This is a genomic window from Clostridia bacterium (assembly GCA_036562685.1).
GTDB lineage: Bacteria > Bacillota > Clostridia > Christensenellales > DUVY01 > DUVY01.
In genome coordinates this window covers 1-2,488 of record DATCJR010000116.1, presented here as the reverse complement: position 1 = coordinate 2,488, position 2,488 = coordinate 1, and the positions used below count along the sequence as shown (strand labels likewise).

The following is a 2,488-nucleotide window of genomic DNA, read 5'->3' as shown; positions in this document are numbered from 1 at the left end:
GTTGTTATTTGGTGCTGCGGCTCAATTTGGTATATTCGTTACAATTTTGGCAGCAGCAGCAATTGGTTTGATCCCTGGTGTACATTTTACCCTTGCTGACCTTGCCTCAATAGGTATTATTGGTGCTGCAGATGGTCCCACTGCTATATATGTTGCAATAAAGAGCGGTACAAAATACTTTGCGCCTATAACTGTGGCGGCTTATTCATATATGGCATTAGTTCCGATTATCCAACCTCCTGTTATCAAACTTGTTACAACAAAAAAAGAAAGACTTATCCGTATGGAATACTCACCTAAGAGCGTTTCTAAAGTTACCAAAATTCTGTTCCCTATCATAGTTACTGTAGTAGCTGGTTTGATCGCTTATCAATCAGTTGCGCTTGTAGGTTTCTTGATGTTTGGAAATCTTATAAGAGAATGCGGAGTTTTGGATTCTTTGTCCGATACAGCTCAAAAAGTTTTACCTAATTTGATTACATTGTTATTAGGTATAACCATAGCATTCCAGATGCAAGCAGAAAAATTCTTGACGCTTGAGACACTATGGATTATGGCGCTTGGTATTGTAGCTTTCGTATTTGATACTATAGGCGGTATATTCTTGGCAAAATTCATAAATCTGTTTACCAAGAAAAAAATCAATCCTATGGTTGGAGCAGCAGGAATTTCAGCCTTCCCTATGGCTTCTAGAGTAGTTGAAAAAATGGGAATTGCAGAAGACAAAGAAAACCATTTGCTTATGCATGCTGCAGGAGCCAATGTTGCAGGACAAATCGCTTCTGTTATTGCAGGCGGCGTTTTGATTTCCTTGCTAACTACATGGGGAATTATAGGTTAAGGAGTAAATTATGGATTTAGTATATAAAGCACTAGAAATAATGGGAAAAGGTATGTTGGCTGTTTTCTTGGTGGCTTTGATTTTGATTATTTTTGTATTTTTGCTTAATTTCTTTACAGGCGAAGATTTTAAAAAAAGATTTAAAAAATCAAAATCAGATGAAACCAATTCAAGCCAAGATACAAGAAAGTAAATAGCGCTTCAATTCTTGACAAGCAAAGACACAATTATATATAATAAATATATCTAAATATCAAAAATAAAATTTACCGCTGGGGGTGCCGTAAAGCCGGCTGAGATTACACCCTTGGAACCTGAAGGAGTTAAGACTTACGCAGGGAAAGCGAAATAGATTAAAATTCCAAAAACAGTAATCCTTTGTTTTTGGAATTTTTTGTTTATAAGGGATAAAATCTAGAGATAGCGGTAAAAAAAGGAGAGGTTTTATGATTTTTTTAGGTTCAATTGATTGGGACAAAGTCCAAGTGTTTACAGCTCCTATCGCTCTTGCTTTGGTGCTTTTGGGAGTTGTGCTAATCTTTTCTTTTGGCGCAAAATCAAAGTTCAGCACAAAGGAAGTTACTTTTGCCGCTGTATCAATTGCATTGGCTTTTGCCTTGTCATTTATTAAATTATTTTCCATGCCTCAAGGCGGAAGCTTGACGCCAGCAAGCATTTTACCCTTGCTTATTTTTGTTTTCTATTTTGGTTGGAAAAAAGGGCTTGTTGTGGGATTGATATATAGCATTTTGCAATTGATGCAAAGTCCTCAAATTTACCATCCTCTGCAAGTTTTGTTAGATTACCCTCTAGCTTTTACATCAGTTTTTGTCGTAGGATTTTTTAAACCATTAGGAAAACCTGGATTTGCTATCGGAACTGTTTGTTTTGGTCTATTGCGATACATTTGCCATGTATTGTCTGGAGCTATTTTCTTCGGCACATGGACAAGTTTTGATTCATGGACATTTTCTTTGGCATATAACTCATATGTCTTAATAGATGTCGCTCTTACTTTGGTTATAGGAATTTTGCTTTTATCATCAAAAAGTTTTACTTCTCAAATAGAGCGCTTTGTGGTTAATGGCAAGCAAAATATTTATACCAAAGATAAATAATGAAATAATGAAATAATAATATATAAGCCCCGATTATTCGGGGCTTATATATTAATGATTATACAAATTTTTATTTATAACTCTACCATTTTTTATGATGATTTCAAAAAATATCTTTTCTTCAATATCTATCCAACTATAAATATAATATTGCTTTTCTTCATCCCAATCAACATCATCATATTTACCCAGCATAGTCATTACCTGATCTAGTGTCATATCTGTTTGTATCATATCATATTTTATTAAAGTCCATCGAGGATTATTTAACTATCTGTTCAAACTCTTTTCTTTTTGCAGTTGCCCACGATTATATGACATAGTAATTGCAACAAGTATAGTTATTATTATAGCCAAAATGATAAAAGCTATAAATACTCTAACAACTTTGTTATTTCTTTTTTCTATCAATTTTAATTTTGTTTTTAATAAGCTTTAATTGCTCTGAAAACTTCTTGATCGTAAAATTTGGAAAGGTGCGAATAATTCTACGTTTGCTGAGTTTTTGAGATATTTTTTTGTAATTTTC

4 protein-coding genes and 1 riboswitch are annotated in these 2,488 nt (G+C 33.6%); of the genes, 3 read left to right on the top strand and 1 reads right to left on the bottom strand.

Features of this window, described 5'->3' with window-relative positions; genetic code table 11:
* The 3 genes from VIL26_05365 to VIL26_05355 form a co-directional block, all read left to right on the top strand.
* A partial coding sequence (locus VIL26_05365) for a sodium ion-translocating decarboxylase subunit beta (protein ID HEY8390361.1) occupies positions 1–841 on the top strand: 841 nt, incomplete at its 5' end.
* Between the two features lie 10 nt (positions 842–851).
* Positions 852–1,034, top strand: a complete 183-nt coding sequence (locus VIL26_05360; protein HEY8390360.1) for a hypothetical protein — start codon at positions 852–854, stop codon at positions 1,032–1,034.
* 71 nt (positions 1,035–1,105) lie between these two features.
* Positions 1,106–1,200: riboswitch (TPP riboswitch) on the top strand.
* A gap of 87 nt (positions 1,201–1,287) precedes the next feature.
* Entirely contained in the window at positions 1,288–1,959 is a 672-nt protein-coding gene (locus VIL26_05355) for an energy-coupled thiamine transporter ThiT (protein ID HEY8390359.1), read from the top strand.
* Positions 1,960–2,010: 51 nt separating this feature from the next.
* On the opposite strand, the gene VIL26_05350 is transcribed toward VIL26_05355, so the two are convergent.
* Positions 2,011–2,193: a hypothetical protein gene (locus VIL26_05350; GenBank protein HEY8390358.1), complete on the bottom strand. Its 183-nt coding sequence runs from the start codon at positions 2,191–2,193 to the stop codon at positions 2,011–2,013.
* Positions 2,194–2,488: the final 295 nt, after the last annotated feature.

Coding starts and splice junctions, on each gene's coding strand:
- VIL26_05360 (HEY8390360.1), top strand. CDS start 852: ATGGATTTAGTATATAAAGCACTAGAAATAATGGGAAAAGGTATGTTG.
- VIL26_05355 (HEY8390359.1), top strand. CDS start 1,288: ATGATTTTTTTAGGTTCAATTGATTGGGACAAAGTCCAAGTGTTTACA.
- VIL26_05350 (HEY8390358.1), bottom strand. CDS start 2,193: ATGATACAAACAGATATGACACTAGATCAGGTAATGACTATGCTGGGT.